Raw genomic sequence first — 23,088 nt, forward strand, 5'->3', positions numbered from 1 at the left:
TTTACAAGAAGTCTATTTAAAATATTTTAAACTTATGATATTATGTACCCATTCTAGTATATCCCCTAAGTAAAGGAATCTATTTTAAAGGTATTATATGACTAACAAAATCAGTGTGCCAGTAATTTCTGCAGAATCAGGGTTTTATCAGTATTTGCAAAAGATCAATAAAGTTCCGTCACTTTCACAAGAGGAAGAATTTCTACTTGCCAAAGCCTATCTTGAGCAGAATGACCTAGAAGCTGCTCATAAGCTAGTAACTAGTCACTTGAAATTGGTAGCAAAAATTGCTGTTAGATATAGAAATTATGGACTACCTCTAAATGAGCTTGTGTCAGAAGGGAATTTAGGTCTTATGCAAGCAGTAAAGAAATATAATCCTGATTTAGGTTTTCGCTTGTCTACTTATGCTTTGTGGTGGATTAAAGCTTCAATCCATGAATATGTCCTAAGATCTTGGTCTTTGGTTAAAATGGGTACTACGGCAGCACAAAAAAAGTTATTTTTTAGCCTTAGTAAAATTAAGCATAAAATCACTAACCTATATTCAAGAGCTGTTACAGATCAAGATTTTGTTCAAATTGCTCAAGAACTTGGAGTGACTAAGAATGAAGTTAGTGAAATGAATTCTAGGTTATCTGGTTCAGACTTATCATTGAATAATTTGGTAAATAGTGGAAATGATAACAGTGATAGCGAGCTAATTGAATTTTTACCGGAAACCCGTCCAAGTCAAGAGCTAAGATTAATTAGCCAAGAGGATTCTGTTAACAAACATAATTTGCTAACACAAGCGATGAAGATATTAAATGATCGTGAATTACATATTCTCACTGAGCGTAAATTAAAAGATCCTCCAAAAACTCTTGATACTCTTAGTATTGAATATAAAATCTCTAAGGAAAGAATTAGGCAGATTGAGAACACAGCATTTGAGAAAGTGAAAAACTTTATATTGCAACAGATGCCAAAAGTTGTTTAAGTGGATTACTATAATTTTTCTAGTATACTCAGATGGTTTTACAACATATTAAATTAAATATTAATTCATGAAAGCAATTGCTATACATTTGTTGATTATTTTGATTTCTACGCAAGTATTTGCTGGAAATCAAATTACTAGAAAGAGTTTGAAATTTGATTCATCTAATGATTGTACAGAAAGATTAGATATTTTGGAAAAAGAGAATCAGCACTTACTTGGCAGAGTCGAAATAATTGAACATACTATTGCCAAATTAGAGAAAATTTTAGGCTCTACAAAACGAGAGGTAATAAATTCTGATGATACCAGTACAACAAAAAATTTATCAGATGATTCTATAGATAGCGATGTATTTGAAATACCGTCTACTAAAGAAGTACAAAAAGAAGTTGTGTCGTATGATACTGCAAAACCCATTTCGGGGATAGCAAAAGATAAGCAACTTTATGACTTAGCACTTGCCTCTTTAAAAGATAATAAATTAACCGATGCAGAAGAAAAATTTGCAAATTTTTTAAAAAATTACTCTAATAGTCCTTTGGTAGGTAATGCGTATTTTTGGTACGGAGAATCTTTTTTTAGGCGTAATATGTTTGATAAAGCGGCTATAAATTATCTAAAAGGTTACAAACAATCACCAAAAGGTTCTAAAGCTTCTGACTCATTGTTAAAATTAGCATTATCTCTTGGGGAATTGAAAAAAATACAAGAGGCATGCTCTATTCTTAATAAACTTGAAACAGAATTTCCGAGTAGACCAGCTACATCAATAAAAAGAGCTAAGGACGCAAGAACCAAATTTGCTTGTAAGCGTTAGGTTCTTATGAACAAAAAGGTAAATAATAATGACTGACATTTTAGAAGAAGTTTTAAATGATAAAAATGAAGAAAAGAAACTTTATTACTTTAAAAAACTTCTTCCTATAACTATAATCTTCGCACTAATAGTTGTATTATTTATGCTAATAAACAATTGGCTTGGCGGTAAGAAAATAAAGAATAATCAAAAGACAGGTGATATTTTAGTTAAGTCTATGTCGCTTATCAATGACAACAAAGACCTAACCATAAAGTCGTTGGATAATTTAATTGAAACAAGTAATAATAAAGTAGGAGAGCTTGCTGCTATCGAACAAGTTAGCATAAAAATACATCAAGGAGATTTTATAGAAGCTAGAACTTTATTAAAGAAAATTATTGATAACAAGAATTATACCGAATTAACAAGTGCATATGCACGTCTAGTTTGGTTAAGTTTAATGATAGACGAAACAAATTTATCTAATGTAAACACTAATGAAATCGAGGAATATTTAAATTATTTTGATGATGAGAATAAACCATTCTTTGGTACTGCCAATATTATCAAAGCAATTTGGTATATTAACAATAACTCAAAAGATTTAGCAGAAAATACCTTGAAAAAGGTAATATCACTAGAAAGTACAACTCAAGTAGTTAAAGAGCAGGCTAAAGCTTTACTTTCAAACTTACAATAAACCTCAATTAGGGATAAGAATTAGTTAATTCTTATCCCTAATTCGCGTAACAACAAAGGCTTAAATTATGATAAAACAACGATTAATTATTTTCTTACTACCTTTTATTCTAACTTCTTGCGGTCTTGGAGCTAAAAAGATTAAAAATATTGTAGAATTAACTCCTAGATTATCTGTAGAAAGTAATGAAACAATTCAAATAGATTCTACTGTAAAAACAAATATATTTAGCCCTGAACAGCTGCAAAATAAGGAATATACTGTTGCAAAATATAAAATAATATCAGAGCCAGTTTTTAATAAAGCTGTTGCCTATACCATTGATACTAAAGGTAATATTTCCGCTTTTTCTATGAAAGATAAATCTATTATGTGGTCATATAATATCAGCACTAACAAGAGTGATTATTATGTTGGTGGAGGGATATTATGCCACAATGATAAACTATATGTTACCTATGGTTCAAGATTCTTGGTAGTATTAGATAGTAGGTCAGGTCATGAAATAATCAGAAAAGAGTTGCCTGATATTACTAGAGTAAAACCGGTATTAATTAATAATCATACTATTGTAGTTCAAACAGTAACTAATCAAATATTAGCGATTAATATTGATAATTTAAATTTTGTTTGGCAACATGAAGGTGTAATAGAAACTTTGTCATCAAGTTACCATGTTAGCCCAATAGTACAAAATAATCATGTAATAGTAAATTATAATTCAGGGCAAATTCTTGCTCTAGAAGCAGGTAGCGGTCGAGTTCTATGGACTAACGATTTATCTAGTCATCAAGAAATAGGCTTGCCAAATTTTGAGGCAGCATCTATATTATGCAAACCTATTGTCAATAACTCTCACATATATATAGCTAATAGTGCTGGTAAGATAGTAAAGCTAGATATCATGACGGGTAATATTCTTTGGCAAACCAAAGCTTATGATGTGCAATCTATGTTGTTAGCGGGTAATAGTTTATTTATAACAAATAATGCTGGACAAATAGCTGCTATAAGTACTGATTTTGGTAAAGTCAAGTTTGTAGCAGATCTAAATGATGGGAAAGATATTAAAAAAGTTAAAGCCTCATCATTCCTAACCCCTATAATTGGTAAGGTAGCTGAGGCAGAAGGGTGGAATTTAAATATTATTTCCACTAAAGGTGAATTATATAGTTTCCAATCAGATGTTAATGGTAATTTAAGCACCACTCCACAGATTACTAAAATTACTAAAAATATTGAATATCATGGAAAAACCTGCTGTGGTAGTATGTATTTTGCTACTGATAAAAAAATTATGTTTGTCGATTAGTCAAGAACTATGTTAAATATATATTTACATTTATCTTGACAAAATAGTGGTTATAATGCTATTTAGTATAGCCTAGGTTGGGACAATGATAACATTAATTCTAATTAATAAAGATATATAACGTGAAAACTTATTCTGCAAAACCATCACAAATTCAGAAAAAGTGGTGGGTCATAGATGCTAAAGACCTTGTATTAGGTAGACTTGCTAGTGAAGTAGCTAAAATCTTACGCGGCAAACATAAGCCTTCCTTCACTCCTCATTTAGATTGTGGAGATTATGTAATAATAATTAATGCCAAGCATATTTGCTTGACAGGTAAAAAATCAGATCTTAAAGATGGTAAGTTTTATTATCGCCATACTGGTTTCCCAGGTGGAATAAAGGATACAACAGCTGGAAAAATTCTGTCTGGTAAATATCCTGAACGTGTCGTTAAGCTTGCTGTAAAAAGAATGATTACGCGAAATGTTTTGGGATCAAAGCAGATGGGTAATCTATATGTCTATGCAGAGAATGAACACCCACATAAAGCACAGCAACCTGAGTTTTATGATTTTGCAAGCAAAAATACAAAGAATAAAAAATAGTGGATTATGACAATATTAAAGGTTCAAAGTGAGAAAACCAAAAGCGATACAGTTCAGAGTAAGTTAGTTAAGCCTAAAACGCCTGTAGGAAGTAGTGATAATAAAGTCTATGGTACAGGTAGAAGAAAAAGTGCAATTGCTAGAGTTTGGTTAAAAAGTGGTAGTGGTAAGGTAATTGTCAACAAAAAAAATATGGAGCAATATTTCACTCGTGAAGCTCATACCAAATCTCTTTTGCGACCATTTGTTGTAACCAATACTGCTGGACAATATGATATAATATGTACTGTTAGAGGCGGTGGAATATCAGGACAACTGGGTGCTGTACTACACGGTGTTTCTAGGGCTCTTGACAAAATTGCACCAGAATTTCATAGTATTTTACGCAAATCCGGTTTCTTAACAAGAGACTCAAGGGTTGTAGAACGAAAAAAATATGGTAAGCATAAAGCTAGAAAAAGTACTCAATTCTCTAAACGTTAAAATTTTACAGAGTCTGTTTGGAGTTGTCTAGCATGTCATTTTCTGAAGCTCTTTCCATCATGGCGGGGTAGCTCAGTTGGTTAGAGCAGCGGAATCATAATCCGCGTGTCGGGGGTTCAAATCCCTCCCTCGCTACCACAAAATGCTAATTCATGTGGTAGTTTATTATCGACTTTGTGTAATGGGGGTTTTCATAATAAGAATCAACAACTAATTCTTTAAAGCATTAAGTATACGGCGATTTTTTTTATATTTTATATATGAAAGTTATTAGTGCTACTTGATGTCTATGCTATTATGCGGTGAATGTACTCGAAATTCTTCAAGTTCTTGCAAACATTATTATGAAAAGGATTACATTCGGTTTAATAGCTGAGTATGTGGCTATTATTATTTATAAAATTAAATTTTATCAAATTCTTCACCATCGTAAAAGATATTATGTTGGTGAGATTGATATTATCGCCCTACGTGGAAAACAACTTGTTTTTATAGAAGTAAAAGCAAGGCGTTCTGACGTTGATGATCGGATATTATCAACTCATCAACAAGCAAGAATAAAAAGATCTGCTAGTGTATTTTTAAGCTCTAACCCAAAATACCAAAATTATCAAGTTAGATTTGACCTAATAATTATTAAACCTTACAGTATACCAATTATTATTGAAAACGCATGGTAATAGAGTTCTTTCTACTACACTATACACTCAAATGCTAACTGACTAAGTAATTATTTTAAAATTATTGCTTGACCAATAAAGCAATATATGTCAAAAAGATCATACTCATATAGTCTGAGACTTCTCTTAAAACTAGGCCGCTATAGCTCAGAGGTAGAGCACATCATTGGTAATGATGAGGTCGTAGGTTCAATTCCTACTAGCGGCACCAATTTTTTATTAGTTGTAATCCTTAAAGTCCTAGTACTCATAAGCTTTCTTCCTATAATTTGCATTAATATTTAAAGACTATCTAAACTTGATATATTTGTCCTCAGTACAGGACAAAGAGATTAAGGAGAGAATAAAAACTAGTAATCCCGTCTTCATACTGCTAAAATTCGATTCTACTTCATGTAAATTATGGTAAGCTTTATCAACCAATTCTTTACTCATCAGTTAATAGACCAATCACTATTTGCTTTTTACCCTTCTTTTTATCCCGATTGTACCCATATTCCGCAAGTTCATTCTCTGTTCCTTCGAAATAGCTGGAAGTGACGTCATATAAAAGCATAACAGGCGGCTTGTTATTTTTCTTTTGATAAGTTTTAAATAATTTTAATTCGATCTTTTCTTGGTTCTCTTCTAACCATTCTAGAGCCTGATATAAATGGTTTTCATCAAATGAATCGACAGATAATACATCAGATATCGCATGCGATTTCGCCCATTTCACGCTGGAAAGTCTAGACCCTTGGTGAGCAAAGCGTGCTAAAACCAAAAATAGACTCAATAAAGCTTCTTTGCTTCTAGTACCAAGAGCCTTAGTAATACTAATTTCATCAGCAATTCTTTTTAGTAGAAAAATAGTCCCAAAACTTTCACCAACCTCAGGAACACCATCTAAACCATCAAATTCACCTTTAAGCATCTTCTTAAAAGCCTCAATGCGTAAATCATCCCAGTTAGTTAAGTTAGCTAGGGTTTTATTTAATACTTTCCCGTCTTCGCGACTTATCTTCGAGAGGGAGAAGTGTTTGAAGAGGTAGGAAAGTAAGGTTTATAAGGATTTTGCTATAAGATTTGTAGTCATGTAAATGATATTTTTTATTTGACAATGCTGGAATTTAGAGATATAATCTCTTTCATGTATATTACAACTGTTCCAAATAGAAATTCTCGTCCTGCAATATTGCTTCGTACCTCTTATCGCGAAGACGGGAAAGTATTAAATAAAACCCTAGCTAACTTAACTAACTGGGATGATTTACGCATTGAGGCTTTTAAGAAGATGCTTAAAGGTGAATTTGATGGTTTAGATGGTGTTCCTGAGGTTGGTGAAAGTTTTGGGACTATTTTTCTACTAAAAAGAATTGCTGATGAAATTAGTATTACTAAGGCTCTTGGTACTAGAAGCAAAGAAGCTTTATTGAGTCTATTTTTGGTTTTAGCACGCTTTGCTCACCAAGGGTCTAGACTTTCCAGCGTGAAATGGGCGAAATCGCATGCGATATCTGATGTATTATCTGTCGATTCATTTGATGAAAACCATTTATATCAGGCTCTAGAATGGTTAGAAGAGAACCAAGAAAAGATCGAATTAAAATTATTTAAAACTTATCAAAAGAAAAATAACAAGCCGCCTGTTATGCTTTTATATGACGTCACTTCCAGCTATTTCGAAGGAACAGAGAATGAACTTGCGGAATATGGGTACAATCGGGATAAAAAGAAGGGTAAAAAGCAAATAGTGATTGGTCTATTAACTGATGATCATGGCGAACCTTTGGCTGTTAGAGTTTTTAAGGGTAATAGTGCTGATCCTTCTACCATTTATGAGCAGATTGAGCTAGTAAAATCTAATTTTGGTATTAAGAATATCGTCTTTGTTGGTGATAAAGGAATGATTAAGAGGACAGGCAAAGAAGCCCTGAGCAAAGAAGGATGGGACTATATTACAACCTTAAGTAAAGTTGAGATTGAAAGCTTAAAGAAAAGCGGAGTTTTGCAATATAGTTTTTTTGAAGAACAGCTATGCGAAGTAACCAATAATGGCAAAAGATATATTTTAAGGAAGAATGGTTCTATAGCCCGAAAAGTTGAGTTTGATAGGAATAACCGAGTTGAAAAATTGGTTGCAAAGATTGAAGAGCGTAATATATATGTATCAACCCATAAGAAAGCAAAGCTAGAACTTGGTTTAAATAATATTCAAAAAATTGCCAAAGAATGGCGGATAGATAAATTTATCAACCTAAAATTAGACGGCAACCAAATAGTGGTTGAAATTGATCAAGATAAGAAAAAAGAGTTGTTTGCTCTTGATGGTTGTTATGCGATTGAAACACAGATTGAAATTAAACTGATGAGTAAAGAATTGGTTGATAAAGCTTACCATAATTTACATGAAGTAGAATCGAATTTTAGCAGTATGAAGACAGGATTACTCGAAGTAAGACCGATCTTTTTAAGGAAAAGCAACAGAACGAAGGGACATGTATTTGTTTGCATGTTGGCATTAAAAATATGGCACTATATGAAAAATAAGTTGAAACAAGGTTGTGGCGTAACCAAGGATGGTAAATATAATGTGACCATTGAGGAAGCATTAAGAGAGCTGGATAAAGTATGTTTTTTATATTACACAATCAAGGGTTGCAAAGTTATAAGATTACCAAAATTAAGCGAGTTTCAACAAAATTTATTCAATTTATTTGATTTAACGATGCCCCAAATGACAAAATCTGCAAAATGATAAAATAATGGTATGGACCTCCTGATATACAGAATGAAAAGCAGTTGCTAATCTTCTAAAGTTAATATTAAATATTAAAATAACAATCAGGAGGCTAAGATGGAAGTTACCACAATTGGTATAGATATTGCAAAAAGAATTTTCCAAATTCATGGTGTAGATAAAAATGGTAAGACGGTATTAAAGAAAAAATTAATGAGAGATCAAGTTTTAACATTTATGGCTAATTTACCAAAATGTTTGGTAGGTATGGAAGCTTGCGGCGGAGCTAGTTACTGGGCAAGAGAAATAACTAAATTGGGGCATATAGTAAAACTAATGGCTCCACAATTTGTCAAACCGTATGTTAAAACTAATAAAAACGATCAAGCTGACGCTGAAGCTATATGTGAAGCAGTAACAAGACCAAATATGAGGTTTGTACCAATTAAAACTGTAGAACAACAAGATATTTTGTCAATTCATCGGGTAAGAGAGAGATTGGTAAAAAACCGTACGGCACTTGCGAATGAAATTAGAGGATTATTACATGAATTTGGTTTTATTATTCCTCAAGGGATCAATAAGGTTGTAACAAAATTAACTGAGATTTTAGATGAAGGAAATTTGAGTCAGCTAGGTTACCAAACATTTAGTGAATTGAAAGAGGAATTTTTGGATAATGACAAAAAAATAAAAGAGATAGAAAAAAGATTAAAAATAATAGCTAGCAACTTAACTCAATATCAACGATTAACAGCTATACCTGGTCTTGGTTTAATTACTGCTACTGCTTTAATAGCATCAATAGGTAATGCTACAAGTTTTGAGAATGGTAGGCAATTATCGGCATGGTTTGGATTAGTGCCAAGGCAGCATTCCAGTGGAGGGAAAGATAAGTTGCTTGGAATTAGCAAGCGAGGTGATGTTTACTTGCGTACTCTATTGATCCAAGGAGCTAGAGCTGTACTAAATGCCAAGATAAGATTTACATCGGAAGAACAAAAATCTAAAAAAGATTTTAGCAAATTTACGCAGTGGATGTTTAATTTATCTGAGCGAAATGGACATAATAAAACAGTAGTTGCTGTAGCTAATAAACTGGCAAGAGTGGTGTTTGCAGTACTAAGGTCAGGGGATGATTATGTAGAGAGTAAAGTTTGTAGCACAGAGCTATTATAATTAACATAAAATAAAATAAATAGTGGTTTATTAATTAATAGGTAAACAAAGAATATGTAAGAGATTCCAACCCGGAATATGCGTGAGATAATAATATTGATGGTAAATAAGACAAACCTTAGCTTACAAAGAAACTGATGACTACAATGGCTCTTTGAAGCCGATAAAATGATAAGTATATAGTTTGTAAGCCAGCGAATTCCATCAGGGCTGTAGGATAAATTACACATAATTTATTAACTATAAGCCGGATACATGTATGCATTTGCATTTTTGCTATTAGATGTTATTTTTTTCTTGCATTTTACAGGAGGTCCATACATGTAGTCAGTAACGAGAATTTAATTCTACACTCCACTCGTCGCATAATACTCACGTTCTATAGCATAATTTCTGCTCATATTTATCTCGAAGATGAGTAGCGAGGAGGCGATGGAATCGCCGACGTGGCAATCTTTCGAAGTAGCAACCCTTACTTCACAAGATCGCCACGGCATCTAACGCACAACTGTCAAAAGTTTACAAATACCTATACTACAGCGTCATTGCGAGCGAACGTATGTGAGCGTAGCAATCCATTTTGCTAAAATAAAAACATGATTTTAATCTTTTAAAATCATGTTTCTAGCTTTAGAAAGGTTTAAAATGCATTCGCGTTAGCCGCTTTAAGAATGCATTTTTCCTTATATTAAAACCGCTTCCTCTTCTAACTTTCAACAGTTGATGACATCTGAGCTATTAAACCGATGTCTTACATCAATAGTTGAGGTTAACTATACTGAAAAACTTGAAGTATTTGCAAAAATATCATAAGTTACAAAAAAGTTACTATTTATTAGGGTTGTTAATATAATTTTCGTGATGTTATTTGATATTACTTGATTACTGGCTATAAACCTGTCTTAATTTACTGAAGACGTCTTGTATCGCTAAATTATGAAAGAGGAAGTTTTGGAAAAAAATTAAGCAAGGAGTATAAGTGGAACAAGATATGTATAATTCCTTACTTAATTTTGACAATAAGATTACCTTACAAGAATGAAGTTATGCAAGAGCCTATTTCTACATACTAAAAGTTGTAATACTGGAATACCAGTAGTACAAACGCTGTCATTCCCACCGTAGCTCGGATGACAGCTTTGTGTGTAGTACAACTAAAGTTTAACAGCAGGTTTAGATAATATAAAATCTAACTGCTACTAATTAAATAATAAAACAAAAGTATACTAGGAGGATATTATGTTTAAGTCGCTTAAGAAATCTAGTCCAGATAAGAGTGCTAGTCTAGGTAGGAGTTCTAGCCTAAGGAGTACTGGTAATGATACTAGTACTGGTATTGATCCTGTTTTAGAGGCTAGATTTAAATCTCTCCAAGAAATGCTTGGAGCTTTTCTAAGGAGTATTAGTAATGATACTAGTACTGGTACTGATCCTATTTTAGAGGCCAATTTTAAATCTGCTCAAATACGGCTTGGAGCTTTAAATAAAGAATATGGTGATGTACAAAAGATCGGTACGGATCCCAATCAATTCAATTATAGTAAGGCTCAGAAGGAATATAAAAATTTATATGACGATATTAAAACCTCTAAGTTTTCTCTAGAAAAGGAACAACAAGACTCACTATTGTTTGGAATATACCACGGTCTAGCTATTAGTGCCTTCCGAGCAGGTAAGTTTAAAGAACATAATGAACATTTATTACATGCGTATGACAAGTATAGTCCTGATAGAGATAAATCTATAATAGGACTAGAAATATGGGTAAAGATATATAAAAATCTTGGTGCAAATGCACAAAAAGTACCCAGCATTTCTTCACAATGCGATAAGTTATTAAAAGAGGTTGAAACAGAAGTTCAGTCACTAATTAAGGCTGGAGGATATGACCAAGCTCGTACAAAAATGGAGTATTTGAATAAAAATAGCCATAATTTCCAAATATTTGAGCTATACGCTAGTACAATAAAAGATCCAAAGGAAGCTTTTAAGTATCTTAAAGAGAAATCAGATAAATATAATCCTATACAACGTCAAGATATTTATGAGATCTTTAAAACATTGCAAGAGAAGTTTAACAAAGCTGGAGAGACAAAACTTGCTGAAGAAGCTGCTACCTATGCTTTAAAGTACAACCCAAATCCAACAGTTGCTACGGCATCTGCAGCTCCAGTTGTAAGCCCTGAGGTAAAGAAAGCTGAAAAAGAATTTGAAAAACTTAAAGAGAAATATGACGAAGCTGCCTTTAAGTTAAAGACGGTTGTAACTCTTGATGTACATACTAAACAGTTAGAGGAACTTAGAACTAAACACGAAGCTGAATTAAAAGCTGAATTAGAGAAACTTAAAACTGAACACAAAGCTGAATTAGAGGCACTTAAACCTAAAGCTTCACCTACAAAAGATACTAAAGTGAATGACGCCGGTGACTTTTCTCCTACTTCATCTCTACCACCACCGTATACCAGTGTCGATATAGGTAATCATAAATATTTGCAACTTGTTAAAAATGCCACCACAACTCCCACAGCCCCCACAACTCCCGTAGTTAAGGTCGTTACTCCTCTTGCCGAAGAGGTTTTAAATGAGTTAACTAAGTTAGCTCATTTGATTCCGTCGCTTAATTGGCAAGATTCACAGTATAACACTACTAAAGGTAAGGCAAAAAGTCTTTTGAGTGAAGCTGTTAAAGAGAATCCTGATGTATATAAAACTATAGAGGATCCTAAAATTTTGGTGCTTCTTGCTGACGTTCTTTTGTCTTCAAATAAAATGGAGGAAGCAAGAATAGTTTGTAAAAAGGCTCTTGACGCTGATCCAAATATATGGCAAGCTACCGATGATCAGATAGTTTTGCTAAATTTAGCTGGAGTTCTTTTACCTTCAAATCAACTAAAAGCTGAACAAGTTTATAGTAAAGCTATTAGTACTCGTATTTATTTTACAGATGCACGTGGTAATTATGAAATGGATGTTAATAAGACTACTATAGTATCCAAGACTGTTGCTCAAGATGGATATAGTGCTGCAGAGAGGGATTGCTTAGTTAAGGTCTGTTTATCTTCCAATAAAGTATATCAGCAAGTACAAGCTGTAGATTGTTACCCACATACAGATTTTGCTAAAAGAGAAGCTATAGCTGGGCAATTAAAACAGTTAGCTAAGCAAATGCTGCTTCCAATATTCCCTAGTTATGCAGCATATACGTTATATTCAAAGGCTTCTTTTGTTCTAAAAGACGATCTAGAATTAAGTCAGGATATGAAAACAACATACGAATATACTCGCCCTTATAATGTTCTGCCTAAATATTCTACTAAATATTCTAATTATTATCCCCCTACTGAAGAATCTACTACATACCTCATCGGTGAGTGTGCTAATAACGATTATTAAGGCTAGTCATAAATAGTGAATAAAGTCCCATAAATTATTCCTCCTACTTCAAAGCCTAACAGCTTTTGAGGTAGGAGGGATAGTTGCTCAGGGTAATTTTAAAATGGGGCTGTTTAAACAGCCCGGCTTTTAAATTGTTCTGTCGCTATCCACAAGCGGCTAGTTTCCACAACTGTCGAAAGTTTACAAACACCTATACCACAGCGTCATTGCGAGCGTAAGCGAAGCAATCTAGGAAACAATCTATAGATAAATGATGTTACTGGATTGCTTCGTCGGTCTTACAGCCTCCTCGCTAATAGACGCATAGGAAAGCTGTATTTACTAACTTTCAACAGTTGTGGACTAGTTTCGAGAGAAGTCCAATGTTAAAAAAATACTAAAAAGATAAAATATTGAATAGGCAAATAGTTTTTTAGCTTGTTTATGATCTTTATCACTAAACAGAGAGGCAGCATAGTATAAAAAAATTAGCCCCAGTATAAATGCAGTTACTAAATATACAAAATTACTTATTCCTAAAAAAAAGGGCGTAAATGAAGTAATAAACATAATTATACTATAGGCAAGAATTTGCTTCTTAGTATAATATTCTCCCTTTACCACCGGCATCATCGGGACGCCACAATTTTTGTAGTCTTCTGAGCGAAAAATTGCTAATGCCCACGAGTGTGGGGGTGTCCAGGTTAGAATAATCATAAATACAGAAAAGGAGAAAAGTGAAATCTCATTAGTTACTGTTGCCCAGCCAATCATAGGAGGCAATGCACCTGCAACCCCTCCAATAACTATATTTTGCATTGTTGAACGTTTTAGCCACATGGTATAAATGAAGACATAATACAATATGGTTATTAGTAATAATAAAGCAGATAGTAGGTTAACACAAAGTCCCATCAAAAAAACTGAAAAGAACCCCACAACCACGCCAAAAGCTAAAGCATCCTGTGGTTCTATAACCCCAATAACTAGAGGTCTGTTTTGTGTACGTTTCATTATCGCATCAATATCTCTATCATACCACATGTTAATAGCTGCACTACTACCAGCTCCAAGTGTAATACAGAGCATAGCGATGCAAGCTATAAATGGATGGATGGGGTATGGAGCAAGCCATAGACCAGAAAAGCTAGTAAATACCACAAGTGCCATAACTCGTGGTTTCATGAGTAGGATATAGTCCATAACTGAGCTATTAGAGCTTTTTTTAGTAGTATTCATCTCTAGTTTTGCAAGAGGTCTATTAATATAATTAGAGGAATTATTCATATATTTTTATCTTAAGAAAATTTATTATTTCTAGGAAATCCACTAGGAGGGATTTTACCAACCGAACCTCGTCGTCCAAGAAATGGTAAAAGATCTTTCTCTACCCTAATCTTTTCTCCTAATTTCCAGCTTAGCCCTAAACTACTATCAAATATCTTGACATCCATAAGTTTAGCATTTTTGAACTTTTGTAGAATTACCCCTTGTCCTCGTTTCATTATTGGTATTTCGTCTAGTTTAAATACTAGTAATTTCCGGTTCTCACCTATACAAGCTATACAATCACCTTCTACAGGCACACAAGCAATACAGGAATGATTTGCAGGAATTTGCATAATTTGCTTACCGAGTTTAGTTTGTGCTACTACCTCATCTGAATCGATGATAAAGCCTTTGCCAATACTACTTGCCAATAAAAGTTTTTGGGTAGGCCTATAGACCAACATGCTTACTATTTCTTCATTACCTATATCTATCATCAATTTTATAGATTCTCCATTGCCTTTGCCTTTAAATATATTATCGGCTAGGATAGTGAAAAAACGCCCCGCTGCACTTAATATAAGAATTTTGTCAGTAGTATAGCCTTCTAGAATAAAATTTTCTGCGTCTCCTTCCTTATATTTAACAGTTGATAAATCGTTACTATGACCTTTTAAAGAGCGAATCCACCCCATCTTGGAACATATTATGGTAAGAGGTTCTTTGGCTATGAAAGCTGAAATATCAACAATCTGAGCAACAATATTAGCCTCTTCAAAACTAGTTCGACGTAGTCCTAGTTTAGTACTAAAACCAAACTTTGTTTGCACCATTTTAACTTCTTTCTTAACTATCTTTTTTAATTCACTCGGATCTTGTAGAATTTTCTGTAAATGTGCATGCTCTTTTTCGAGTAGATTATGCTCGTTAATAATTTCTTGTTCTTCCAATTTTCTTAAAGATCGCAATCTTGTATTAAGAATTGCTTCAACTTGCACATCAGTTAAACCAAACTTAGCTATCATTACTTGTTTAGGCTCATCTTCTTCACGAATAATTTTAATTATTTCATCCAAATTTAAGTAAGCTATCCTTAGACCTTTGAGAACTTCCAACCTATGTTCAATTTTGCCAATAAGAAATTTAGATCTGCGAGTAATAATATTTTGTCGGTGTAATAAAAACTCCTGCAATATTTCCAGTATATTAGCTACTTTAGGAATATTATTTGAACCTATAACATTCATATTAAGCTGAATTCTATTCTCTAAAACTGTCAGTTTGAATAATGACTCCATAATTACATTAGGATCACAATTACGATCCCTAGGTTCAATAATTAATCTTATATCTTCTGTAGATTCATCTCTAATATTGCTTATTAAAGGAATTTTTTTGTCTTTTAACAATACAGCTATTTGTTCGATAAGTTTAGATTTTTGTACTTGATAAGGTATTTCAGTAATTACTATCTGATATAAACCATAACTTAGGTCTTCCTTTGCCCATCTTGCTCTTACTCTAAAACTACCACGCCCCACACCATAGGCTTGATGGATTGAATCGATTCTATCAACAATTATTCCACCCGTTGGAAAGTCAGGACCTTTAACAAATTGCAAAATATCGTTAACATTTGATTGAGGATGGTCAATTAAATATATTAGTGCATCACATAATTCATGTAAATTATGTGGTGGTATACTGGTTGCCATTCCAACTGCTATACCTTCTGAACCATTAGCCAGTAAATTAGGAAACATAGCGGGCATAACTACCGGTTCGGTATCGGAATCATCATATGTAGCCCGAAAATCAACAGTATCTTGATCTATATCTGACATTAATAAGGTACAAATTTCTGTCATTCTTGATTCTGTATAACGCATAGCTGCTGCGTTATCTCCATCAATAGAACCAAAATTTCCTTGTCCATCAATTAGTGGATATCTGAGAGAAAAATTTTGTGCAAGACGTACTAATGTATCATACACTGCAACGTCACTATGTGGGTGATATTTACCCATTACATCACCGACAACTCTTGCACATTTCTTATAGGCAGAGGTTGGGTCTAACCTTAATTGGAGCATGCCATACAATAATCTGCGATGCACTGGTTTTAACCCATCACGAACGTCAGGCAAGGATCTTGACATAATTGTTGATAAGGCATAAGAGAGGTAACGCTCTGATAATGCATTACCAAAGTCTATATTTTCTATTTTAGCATTATCTATCATACAAAACTTTTTATTATTATTTATTCCATGTTTAGTATAATATCCTAAATATATGCTAGCACTAATAGCAAAATGGTATTAAATAATAAAAATTATACTTTTTCTTTTAATCGTTCTATTTCAACAATATATTTATCACCTTGCTGGTCTTCAACCCATAACTGTTGAAAGTTAAAAAACCGTCTATTAGCGAAGTACTATTGTAAGGCTTAAACCGTCTATTAGCGAGCGAACGTACGTGAGCGTGGCAATCCATGAAGCTTGTTATATGGATTGCTTCGTCGGCTTATGCCTCCTCGCAATGACGCTAGGCTGTTTTTCCTATGACTTTATAAATACCACGCGTAAAGTAAATTAGTTACAGAAATAGTTTTTTTGTAGTTGTCTTTCTGCAACTTTAGTGTAAAATCAACAGGAAATCAACTTATTTTAGACCGCTGCCTACGCGGGACAGTTTAAAAGTCATAACTAATGATAGAAAATACTAAGTTATAAAAACAAATAGTTGTCATCGCGAGCCACAAAGTGGCACAACTGTCGAAAGTTCAACAAACGTCTATTAGCGAGGAGACCGTAGGTCGACGAAGCAATCCATGTGACAAGCTTCATGGATTGCCGCACTCACGTACGTTCGCTCGCTAATAGACGGTTTAGGGCTGACAACGCTCCTCGCTAATAGACATTTATGCATTTTAAAAAACAAACTTTTCTATCATTAGTTAGGACTTTTAAACTACCCTAGTGACATAATGATGGCAGGGATATAGACATGAATTATTTTTTTTAATTATAGAATGGTAAAATGATGGCAAAAAAACAAAAATTCTTTAAAAATTTACTGGCTAGTAGTGCAATCGCCTCGGTTGTAGCTAGCCTAGGCAGTAGTAACGTGGCATTTGGAGCTGGTGTTGCTGCGGAACGTGGTGCTATAATTATAAACAATGGTGCGGCTTTGATGGATGATGCTGCTAATCTGAATTGGCATGGAATTGATCAAGTCGGTCAGCCTATAGTAGCAATATATGATGTAGCTGCTGTGTGGCGTGATGCTAATCTAGCAAATCGACAATTAGCAATCACCTATGGTGGTGATCCTGCAGCTGATCACTACACACTTAATGCTAACCAAGCAGGTGCCATTATTACCGCTATCAACTTAGCTGGCCGTCAGCCCGGCGATCTTACAGTTAATGAAAATCTGTCAATCGGTTCTATAGTGCCTGGTGCTGGTGGTGCTGGTAGGTTACCTATAAAGATAGTAGCTGGTCACACCGCAACTTTAACTGGTACTGTAGCTGCCATAGCTCAGCATGGCTTCAATGCAGACCCCAATACCTACACCGGCTTGGGTAATGTAGAGCTTGGTGGTAATGATGGTGGTGGTCATGCATCAACCCTTGTAGTTCAAGCTGGTAATACAATTCGTACTGTCACTGCTGCTCGAAATGGTGAGGGAATATTAAGCTTCGAAGGAGCTGGTGGTGCTACTGGAGATATTGGTACAAATCTTCTTAGCTTAGCGAGAGTGAGCATAGGTGATGGGGAAGCTTATTTACAGGGTGATGTTTTTGCTACTACCACTAGGCTTACCCACGAAAATTCAATACTTAAGCTAGCAGCCGATAAGACAATCACTGGTGCTGTATGGAATGATACTGGTGCGGCTAATAAGGGTGTATTAACCTTCGAAGGAGCTGGTATAGTAACCGGAGATATCGGTGCTGCTGATTTTGCTGCTGCTGGTGATAGGACTTTAAAGACAGTAAATATAGGTAATGGGGAAGCTCATTTAAAGGGTAATGTTTTTGCTACTACCACTAGGTTTAAACACATAAATTCAATACTTAAGCTAGCAGATGGTAAGACAATCACTGGTGCTGTATGGAATGATACTGGTGTGGCTAATAAGGGTGTATTAACCTTCGAAGGAGCTGGTATAGTAACTGGAGATATCGGTGCTGCTGATCTTGCTGCTGCTGGTGATAGGTCTTTAGCAACCATAAATATAGGTGCTGGAGAAGCTCATTTAAAGGGTAATGTTTGGGCTAAGAACACTAACCTTACCGATGGAGCGTCTGTACTTAAGCTAGCAGCTGGTAAGACAATCACTGGTGCTGTACGGAATACTACTGGTGTGGCTAATAAGGGTGTATTAACCTTCGAAGGAATTGGTAGAGTAACTGGAGATATCGGTGGTGATGATCCTGCTCATCTTAGTCTTTGGTCTTTAGAAACTATAAACATAGGTAAAGGAGAGGTTACTTTAGACGGTAATGTTTGGGCTAAGAATACTAACCTTACCCACGAAAATTCAACACTTGCACTAGCAGATACTAGAACAATCACTGGTAATATAGTTAACACCACTGCTGAAAATAATAAGGGAATATTAAACTTTGCAGGAGCTGGTACGGTAACTGGGGATATTGGTGCTATTAATTATGATCCTGCTCTTAATAAGCTTATTTCCCGAATTAATATTAATGGAGCTGGTAAGGATGTTATATTAAGAAAAAATGTCTACACTGATACACTTCACTTTGGTGCTGCTAGTACTGTACAAATTGGTGGTAGTTTTGTAGGAGAAGTTGATTTTAATGTTGGTGGAGTATTAGAATTTAACGGTGCTGATGGTCCTGTAGGGGAAATAATACCTCGTTTTTTCAACTCAACAATACAAGGTGGTAATAATGGTACTTTAAATGTTAATACTAGCGTGCTCATAGCTAACAATGTGGAAATTGGGGAGATTGATACCATAAATATAGGTATGGTTGGGGGAAATGCTAAAGCTCTAGCAATAAATGCCTCAGCTGCTGATGCTAATCTTCTTAATGGTACAAATATTAATTTTATGCATGCAAATTCGATGTTGGGCTTATTTACAAGGGGACGTGATAGTATTGTAACCTTTCATGGTAACTTACCAAGAGGAGTTTCTAATGGTGCTGGTGTTTTGGTTGGTAATGGAGGAATCGTGTGGCTAGATGGTGATGATACAACTCCAGGTTACACTTTAACTGTGCAATCTGCAACCGGTGCAGAAACCCTTGGTACTGTTGCTAATAAGCTAGGTGAATTACGTATTTCTCGTCGAGTTACCATCGCAGGGGAGGCTGTTAATAAGCTTGATGTCAAGAATGCGAATGCGTTGAACATTATTAATGGGGCAATATTTACCGATAATAGTGCTACCTCTGCAAAGATTGCCAATATTCATATTGGAGCAGCGTCTGCTGATGTGCCTACACCTGCCGGTCCAGCAAATTATATACTTGATGCAAAACACGGTGTTTTTAATTTAAATGCTACTAAGGCTGATCAGATTACTTTTGACCATGCAAATGCTCAGTTAACCTTACGGAATAGTGCTGCTGCAGATAAAACAATAACTTTGGTAAATAATTTAAATCCAGGTGCTGATGGTAAGGGTATAGTTAAGCTTGATTCTGTTGTGGATGGAAAAACATTGACGATTGCTGGAGGAGGTAAATCTTTAGGTATTATTGGTAATAACCTAAAAAAGGTAATTTTTTCTGGTGCTGGTAAATTTGACACTCGGCAGATTACCATTCATAGCCAAAATATAGAATTAAATGTAAATGAACTAACATTGGGTGCGATTAATAGCAATATTTTATTTGCTACAAATACTGTGCTTACCGCTGAGGGTTATATTACAGGTAATGTAGATTTCCAAGATAAGGATGGTACAGTTATATTGCAAGCTGGTAAAAACATCAATGGTAGTGTAACTAGTACTGGTACTGGTGATGCTAAGGGAACATTAGTATTCCTAGGAATTGGTGAAGTAACAGACCCGATTACTAAATTAAAGATGTTAAGAGCTGGGATAGGTGAGGTAAGATTAGCAGGTGGCAATTATAATATTACTGAAATTCAAGGTAATGGTGTTAATAATTTAATTTTTGCTAATAACTTTAATTTAACAGGTTCTATTAACTCAACAGGAGGAGCTGCAGTTGGTTTAATATTCAAAGGCAACAATAGAGTTACTGGTGTAGTTGGAACGGCAAAAAATCCTGTTGGTACTATACAAGTCCAGGGTACTACCGTCTTTAGAGACAAAGTTCAAACTGCTAATGATCAGGACATCATAATATCTAATAATGCAACTGCTGAGTTTGCTAACACTGTGACGACCCGTGATATTAAGGGAGCAGCTGACGGTCAAGGTACGGTTACATTTAACAATACCACTCCTATAACTATTAATAGTACAATAGGTGCTGGAAATTCAGTAGATACTCTAAACATAGCGGGAAAAGATGTAGAGATTACCCAAGCAGTTTCGGCGAGTAATATTAACTTCTCTAATACACAGGAGGCAACTTTAACTTTAGAAGGGACAAGTACCGTAGATGGTATTAGGACTAATGGTAATAATGTTCATACTCTTGCATTAGCTGCAGATTTTACCACTGGAATACAAGATATTGGGTCAGAGAATAACAGGTTAAAATCTGTTAAATTACTGGGTGATCATAAAATTACTATTAAGAGTGGTGTCTATTCCGATATATCAACTAAAACTAATAATACTGGTAAAGTAGTTTTCAACTCGGATGGAAGCTTTGCTTATAATTTAGGAACAAATGATTTAAAATTGTCTGATGTAATCTTTGATAAGAATGCTACGGTAAGAGGTGATGTTTATTCTCAGCAAATAACCATTGCTAGTGATAAGACTGCAACTTTTGCTGGTACTATAAACAGAACTATATCTGTGCCAAACTTCACTGTAGATGGGTCTAGCCTATCAAGATCATTGAAAAGTTTTGCCTATAGTACACAAATTGTTTCGGATGAAATAAAAAATGAAGGTATTGCAAAATTTGATAAGGCAGTACTGGTTGATGCCAAAATTACTGGTGGTAAGGTAACGTTTGCCGATAATGTTTGGTTTAAACAAACTGCTAATGGGAAAGAAGTAAATTTTGCTGCAGATAAATATGTAATATTAGAACAAAATATTAGCTTTGCTAATATTAAAGCAGATAAAGCTAAGATAATTATATTACCTAAAACAGCCTCTATAACTGGTAATTTAGCAGCTAAAGATTTCACCGTAGATCTTGCAGCTAATCAATTAAAATATACTGGTCAGGCACAGCTGACAGGAAAGATAGAACTAGTTACTGCCTACGACACATCAAGTGGAGCAGGTGGTAATATAGAGGTTCAGACAGGTAGTAAATTGGATTTATCGAAAGCAGACGAGTTGACTATAAAAGTGAAAGCTCAGACTGATATTAACAAAATTCCTAAGGAGGGGGCTAAATATGTTGTGATTTCGTCAGTTAATGGTAATGGTCTTGTTGCAATTGATAACAGTAAAATTAAGCTTGACCCAACTGGTGAACAAAACCGTTTTGTACAGTGGTCCATGGATTCTAGCGATCTAACACTATATATAACTGACATTTCTAAGGAAGTTATAGCTAAAGAAATTGCTGATAAATCCACATCACAGGAAAATCGGGAATTTTATACACAGTTGAATAATGTAACAGATCGTAATAGTTCTGCTGCTCAGTTCATGAACAATATAGGTCGGATGGATAGAGAGCATGCCCTTCAAGCGATGGATAAAATATTGCCTGGTAATGAACATCCAATAGGAGAGAGCCTTGTAAGAAATCCAACATCTGAAATAATTGGAGGATTGATTGCTCAAGCTGATACCCAAATTACTGCAACAAGGATGGGAAATTCAGTACCTATGCAAAATGCTGCATCAGCTGTAGACTCTGAAAATGCTACATCAGCTATAGGCTCTGGTGATGATGATACGCTAAGGTATGGAGTATGGGGTAGTCCATTCTATGGTACTGCTTGCCAAGAAACGTATAAAGGAGTTAGTGGTTATAAATCGAAATCAGCTGGTGGAATAGTTGGATTTGATGGTTTAGTAAATGATAATCTGCTACTTGGTGCAGCTTATAGCCGAATTAACACACAAATGTCTCATCAGGATAAGAAAATTGGTGATAAAACTAACGGTAAGACTAATATCTTCTCCTTATATAGTTTATATAATCTTACCAATAATTGGTTTACTGAAGCTATAGCATCATATGGTATAACTAGGGTTAAGAACTCAGAAGGACGCCTAATCGCCACAACGAAGAGAAATGTTACTGCTCTAGAGACTGCTGCTGCTAAGTATAAATCTATCTCTTATAGTGGTCAATTACTTACAGGGTATAATTATATAGCTTCTGAAAAGTTAATGATTACCCCAACAATTGGGTTCAGATATTCGCAATTTAAGGATGCTGGCTATACGGAAACTGGTACAAAATTCCAAAACCTAGTTGTTAAGAAAAGGTCGTACAATAAATTTGAAGGTATTTTGGGGTTAAGAACTGCGGCAACCCTGAAGGCTAACAAAGTATTGTTAATACCAGAATTGCATGGTTACGTTAATCATGACTTCAAAGGAAAAGCACCAATTATTGATGCAAGGTTAGATGGGATAAATGAACCATTACCAACTAAATCAGTTAAACCTGTTAAGACCTTCTTCACTGTTGGTACTGGTTTCACTGCGAAATATAATATGATGGAATGTGGTATTATCTATAATGTTAACATTGCCAGCAAATATATTGGTCACCAAGGTAGTTTGAAGGTTAAAGTGAATTTTTAAGTAGCTTGTCCTCAATTTAATGAGTGCAAAATACGCTACTAGAATTCGGGATAAGAATTAACTAATTCTTATCCCGAA

The 23,088-nt window shown here is 34.5% G+C and carries 14 protein-coding genes and 2 tRNA genes; 13 read left to right on the forward strand and 3 right to left on the reverse strand.

The annotated features are described in order from the left end of the window. Positions 1–97 precede the first annotated feature (97 nt). The 9 genes from rpoH (at position 98) to ACFEL1_RS05080 (ending at position 5,760) form a co-directional block, all read left to right on the forward strand. The gene (gene rpoH / locus ACFEL1_RS05040) at positions 98–982 is read left to right on the forward strand and encodes an RNA polymerase sigma factor RpoH (protein ID WP_375330699.1); all 885 of its coding nucleotides are present in this window, start codon (positions 98–100) and stop codon (positions 980–982) included. Positions 983–1,049: 67 nt separating this feature from the next. Beyond that, complete coding sequence (ybgF, locus tag ACFEL1_RS05045; protein WP_375330700.1) at positions 1,050–1,802, forward strand: tol-pal system protein YbgF; 753 nt, start codon at positions 1,050–1,052, stop codon at positions 1,800–1,802. Positions 1,803–1,830: 28 nt separating this feature from the next. Then, positions 1,831–2,484: a DUF2659 family protein gene (locus ACFEL1_RS05050; protein ID WP_375330701.1), complete on the forward strand. Its 654-nt coding sequence runs from the start codon at positions 1,831–1,833 to the stop codon at positions 2,482–2,484. A 70-nt stretch (positions 2,485–2,554) separates the two neighbouring features. Next, on the forward strand, positions 2,555–3,796 hold the full coding sequence (locus tag ACFEL1_RS05055; protein WP_375331551.1) for a PQQ-binding-like beta-propeller repeat protein: 1,242 nt from the start codon (positions 2,555–2,557) through the stop codon (positions 3,794–3,796). 122 nt (positions 3,797–3,918) lie between these two features. Beyond that, positions 3,919–4,386 carry a 50S ribosomal protein L13 gene (gene rplM / locus ACFEL1_RS05060; RefSeq protein WP_375330702.1) on the forward strand — a complete coding sequence of 156 codons (468 nt, stop codon included), beginning with the start codon at positions 3,919–3,921 and terminating at the stop codon, positions 4,384–4,386. 6 nt (positions 4,387–4,392) lie between these two features. Further along, on the forward strand, positions 4,393–4,869 hold the full coding sequence (gene rpsI / locus ACFEL1_RS05065; protein ID WP_341748113.1) for a 30S ribosomal protein S9: 477 nt from the start codon (positions 4,393–4,395) through the stop codon (positions 4,867–4,869). A gap of 61 nt (positions 4,870–4,930) precedes the next feature. After that, positions 4,931–5,007: transfer RNA gene (locus ACFEL1_RS05070), tRNA-Met, on the forward strand. A 206-nt stretch (positions 5,008–5,213) separates the two neighbouring features. After that, complete coding sequence (locus tag ACFEL1_RS05075) at positions 5,214–5,549, forward strand: YraN family protein (RefSeq protein ID WP_341762750.1); 336 nt, start codon at positions 5,214–5,216, stop codon at positions 5,547–5,549. Between the two features lie 136 nt (positions 5,550–5,685). Further along, a tRNA-Thr gene (locus ACFEL1_RS05080) sits at positions 5,686–5,760 on the forward strand. Positions 5,761–5,976: 216 nt separating this feature from the next. Here the strand turns inward: ACFEL1_RS05080 and ACFEL1_RS05085 are convergent. Further along, positions 5,977–6,462 (reverse strand): hypothetical protein, encoded by a 486-nt coding sequence (locus ACFEL1_RS05085; RefSeq protein ID WP_375330703.1) that lies wholly within the window; start codon positions 6,460–6,462, stop codon positions 5,977–5,979. 216 nt (positions 6,463–6,678) lie between these two features. On the opposite strand from ACFEL1_RS05085, the gene ACFEL1_RS05090 reads away from it, so the two are divergent. The 3 genes from ACFEL1_RS05090 to ACFEL1_RS05100 all read left to right on the forward strand — a co-directional run bounded on the left by ACFEL1_RS05090 (position 6,679) and on the right by ACFEL1_RS05100 (position 12,843). After that, positions 6,679–8,286 (forward strand): IS1634 family transposase, encoded by a 1,608-nt coding sequence (locus ACFEL1_RS05090; protein ID WP_375330704.1) that lies wholly within the window; start codon positions 6,679–6,681, stop codon positions 8,284–8,286. A gap of 99 nt (positions 8,287–8,385) precedes the next feature. After that, positions 8,386–9,447 (forward strand): IS110 family transposase, encoded by a 1,062-nt coding sequence (locus ACFEL1_RS05095; protein ID WP_375330705.1) that lies wholly within the window; start codon positions 8,386–8,388, stop codon positions 9,445–9,447. 1,239 nt (positions 9,448–10,686) lie between these two features. Next, positions 10,687–12,843, forward strand: a complete 2,157-nt coding sequence (locus tag ACFEL1_RS05100) for a tetratricopeptide repeat protein (RefSeq protein WP_375330706.1) — start codon at positions 10,687–10,689, stop codon at positions 12,841–12,843. A gap of 345 nt (positions 12,844–13,188) precedes the next feature. Here the strand turns inward: ACFEL1_RS05100 and cyoE are convergent, their stop codons facing one another. Both cyoE and parC read right to left on the reverse strand, forming a co-directional pair. Beyond that, positions 13,189–14,064 (reverse strand): heme o synthase, encoded by an 876-nt coding sequence (gene cyoE, locus ACFEL1_RS05105; protein ID WP_375331552.1) that lies wholly within the window; start codon positions 14,062–14,064, stop codon positions 13,189–13,191. Between the two features lie 59 nt (positions 14,065–14,123). Next, a complete protein-coding gene (gene parC, locus ACFEL1_RS05110) occupies positions 14,124–16,334 on the reverse strand; it encodes a DNA topoisomerase IV subunit A (protein WP_375331553.1) in 2,211 nt (736 codons plus the stop codon). 808 nt (positions 16,335–17,142) lie between these two features. On the opposite strand from parC, the gene ACFEL1_RS05115 reads away from it, so the two are divergent. Next, positions 17,143–23,010 carry an autotransporter domain-containing protein gene (locus tag ACFEL1_RS05115; protein ID WP_375330707.1) on the forward strand — a complete coding sequence of 1,956 codons (5,868 nt, stop codon included), beginning with the start codon at positions 17,143–17,145 and terminating at the stop codon, positions 23,008–23,010. Positions 23,011–23,088: the final 78 nt, after the last annotated feature.

The organism is Candidatus Tisiphia endosymbiont of Oplodontha viridula (genome assembly GCF_964264865.1).
GTDB lineage: Bacteria > Pseudomonadota > Alphaproteobacteria > Rickettsiales > Rickettsiaceae > Tisiphia.

Excerpts from the sequence above, each read along its gene's own strand:
- rpoH (WP_375330699.1), top strand. The coding sequence starts at position 98 with ATGACTAACAAAATCAGTGTGCCAGTAATTTCTGCAGAATCAGGGTTT.
- ybgF (WP_375330700.1), top strand. The coding sequence starts at position 1,050 with ATGAAAGCAATTGCTATACATTTGTTGATTATTTTGATTTCTACGCAA.
- ACFEL1_RS05050 (WP_375330701.1), top strand. The coding sequence starts at position 1,831 with ATGACTGACATTTTAGAAGAAGTTTTAAATGATAAAAATGAAGAAAAG.
- rpsI (WP_341748113.1), top strand. The coding sequence starts at position 4,393 with ATGACAATATTAAAGGTTCAAAGTGAGAAAACCAAAAGCGATACAGTT.
- ACFEL1_RS05075 (WP_341762750.1), top strand. The coding sequence starts at position 5,214 with ATGAAAAGGATTACATTCGGTTTAATAGCTGAGTATGTGGCTATTATT.
- ACFEL1_RS05085 (WP_375330703.1), bottom strand. The coding sequence starts at position 6,462 with ATGCTTAAAGGTGAATTTGATGGTTTAGATGGTGTTCCTGAGGTTGGT.
- ACFEL1_RS05090 (WP_375330704.1), top strand. The coding sequence starts at position 6,679 with ATGTATATTACAACTGTTCCAAATAGAAATTCTCGTCCTGCAATATTG.
- ACFEL1_RS05095 (WP_375330705.1), top strand. The coding sequence starts at position 8,386 with ATGGAAGTTACCACAATTGGTATAGATATTGCAAAAAGAATTTTCCAA.
- ACFEL1_RS05100 (WP_375330706.1), top strand. The coding sequence starts at position 10,687 with ATGTTTAAGTCGCTTAAGAAATCTAGTCCAGATAAGAGTGCTAGTCTA.
- cyoE (WP_375331552.1), bottom strand. The coding sequence starts at position 14,064 with ATGAATACTACTAAAAAAAGCTCTAATAGCTCAGTTATGGACTATATC.
- ACFEL1_RS05115 (WP_375330707.1), top strand. The coding sequence starts at position 17,143 with ATGGCAAAAAAACAAAAATTCTTTAAAAATTTACTGGCTAGTAGTGCA.